At 59.6% G+C, this 2,104-nt stretch carries 2 protein-coding genes and 1 tRNA gene; 1 reads left to right on the forward strand and 2 read right to left on the reverse strand.

All coding sequences use genetic code 11. The features are described from left to right. The coding region (locus AC1D1P_RS21710; protein ID WP_477674398.1) for a PhoH family protein at positions 1 to 1,202 on the forward strand (1,202 nt) is incomplete at its 5' end. 95 nt (positions 1,203 to 1,297) lie between these two features. On the opposite strand, the gene AC1D1P_RS21715 is transcribed toward AC1D1P_RS21710, so the two are convergent. Both AC1D1P_RS21715 and dnaQ read right to left on the reverse strand, forming a co-directional pair. After that, positions 1,298 to 1,372 (reverse strand) — tRNA-Val (locus AC1D1P_RS21715). Between the two features lie 46 nt (positions 1,373 to 1,418). Then, positions 1,419 to 2,104 (reverse strand): DNA polymerase III subunit epsilon (gene dnaQ / locus AC1D1P_RS21720; protein WP_477674399.1); only part of this gene is annotated, 686 nt, incomplete at its 5' end.

Genomic DNA, 2,104 nt, shown 5'->3' on the forward strand with positions numbered 1-2,104 from the left:
CAGGCACCCAGGGCGCTGACATTGCCAAAGGCCTGAAACTGGACACCACCGGTCACCCTGAAGCTGGTGGCTGCCTGTTTTTCCAGACCAAACCGCTGGATTACACCCTGCCCATGAGCCTGCCGCAGGGCAAGGCCGACAACCAGATCCTGGGCGTGGTCGAGGCCTTGCGCAAGGAATACGCGCCGCGCGAGGTGGTTCTGGTGTCCAAGGACATCAACATGCGCGTCAAGGCCCGCGCCCTGGGCCTGGCCACAGACGACTACCAGAACGACAAAACACTGGAAGACGGCGACCTGCTGTATTCGGGCTCGCTGGCCCTGCCGGCTGACTTCTGGACGCGCCAGAGCAAAACCGTCGAAAGCTGGCAGCAAGGCAGCCACACCTTCTACCGCATCACGGGCCCCATAGTGGGCAGCCTGCTGATCAACCAGTTTGTGTTTTTTGAGGCCCCCGGCGAACCCCCGCTGTATGCCCGCGTGACGGAAATCCGGGCGAAAACCGCCGTTCTGAAGACCCTCAAGGACTACAACCACCTCAAAAACGCCGTCTGGGGCGTCACCACACGCAACCGCGAGCAAAACTTCGCGATGAACCTGCTGATGGACCCCGAAGTGGACTTCGTCACGCTGGCTGGCACGGCAGGCACGGGCAAGACGCTGATGGCGCTGGCCAGCGGCCTCACGCAGGTGCTGGATGACCGTCGCTACACGGAAATCATCATGACGCGCGCCACCGTGAGTGTTGGCGAGGACATCGGTTTCCTGCCGGGCACCGAAGAGGAAAAAATGGGCCCCTGGATGGGCGCACTGGACGACAACCTGGAAGTGCTGGGCAAAACCGACAGCGGCTCGGGCGAATGGGGCCGAGCCGCTACCAACGAACTAATCCGCTCGCGCATCAAGGTGAAAAGCATGAATTTCATGCGCGGCCGAACCTTCCTGAACAAGTACGTCATCATCGACGAAGCGCAAAACCTGACGCCGAAGCAGATGAAAACGCTGATCACGCGGGCCGGTCCGGGCACCAAGATCATCTGCATGGGCAACCTGGCGCAGATCGACACACCGTACCTGACCGAAGGCTCATCGGGCATGACCTTTGCCGTCGACCGCTTCAAGGGCTGGCCGCACGGCGGGCACATCACGCTGGCGCGCGGTGAACGCTCGCGGCTGGCTGATTTCGCGAGCGAAGTGCTCTAGGCCCGACGGCGAAAAACGGCGCTTATCGGTGCTTACGGCGCCGAAATGAAAAAAGGCCAAGTCGCAAGACTTGGCCTTTTTTGTTCTTCAAATTCTGGTGGGCGGTGCAAGTTTCGAACTTGCGACCCCTGCAGTGTGAATGCAGTGCTCTACCCCTGAGCTAACCGCCCTATTGGTCAGCCTAAGATTATATGCTGTTTCGAACAGCTTTATGGCTTACGCCGCTAAAACACGCCAAACCGTTTTACCCTTGCTGGCCTTGTCAATATCCACCAGCAGCTTTTCATGGTCGGCGATCTCCTGGTCGTTGGCGGCCAACAGCGGCAGGTCAAAGGTGCTGAGATCAATCTGGGGTACGTCACTATCGCCTTCCCGGGCGCTGTCCCCTACATCCATCACCAGCGCATTCTGGCCACGTGTCAGATTGATGTAGACGTCGGCCAGAAGTTCGGCGTCCAGCAAGGCGCCATGCAAGGTCCGGCCCGAATTATCAACCTCGAGCCGGTCGCACAAGGCGTCCAGCGAGTTGCGTTTGCCCGGGAACAGCTCCTTGGCCATCATCAGGCTGTCGGTGACCTTGGCCACACAATGCTTGATGGGCGGCCTGCCGATGAGTTCAAGCTCCTTGTTGAGGAAGCTCACATCGAAAGGCGCGTTGTGGATGATGATCTCGGCGTCCTGCAGGTATTCCAGCAGTTCGTCGGCCACGGCCGAGAACTTGGGTTTGTCTTTCAGGAACTCGTTGCTGATGCCGTGAACCTTGAGCGCGTCTTCGTGGCTGTCGCGCTCGGGGTTCAGGTAGAAGTGGCGGTTGTTGCCGGTGAGCTTGCGGGCCACCAGTTCCACACATCCGATTTCAATGATGCGGTCGCCATTTTCAGCGGAAAGACCGGTGGTTTCGG

Source organism: Polaromonas sp. P1_E1_2, from assembly GCF_056406035.1.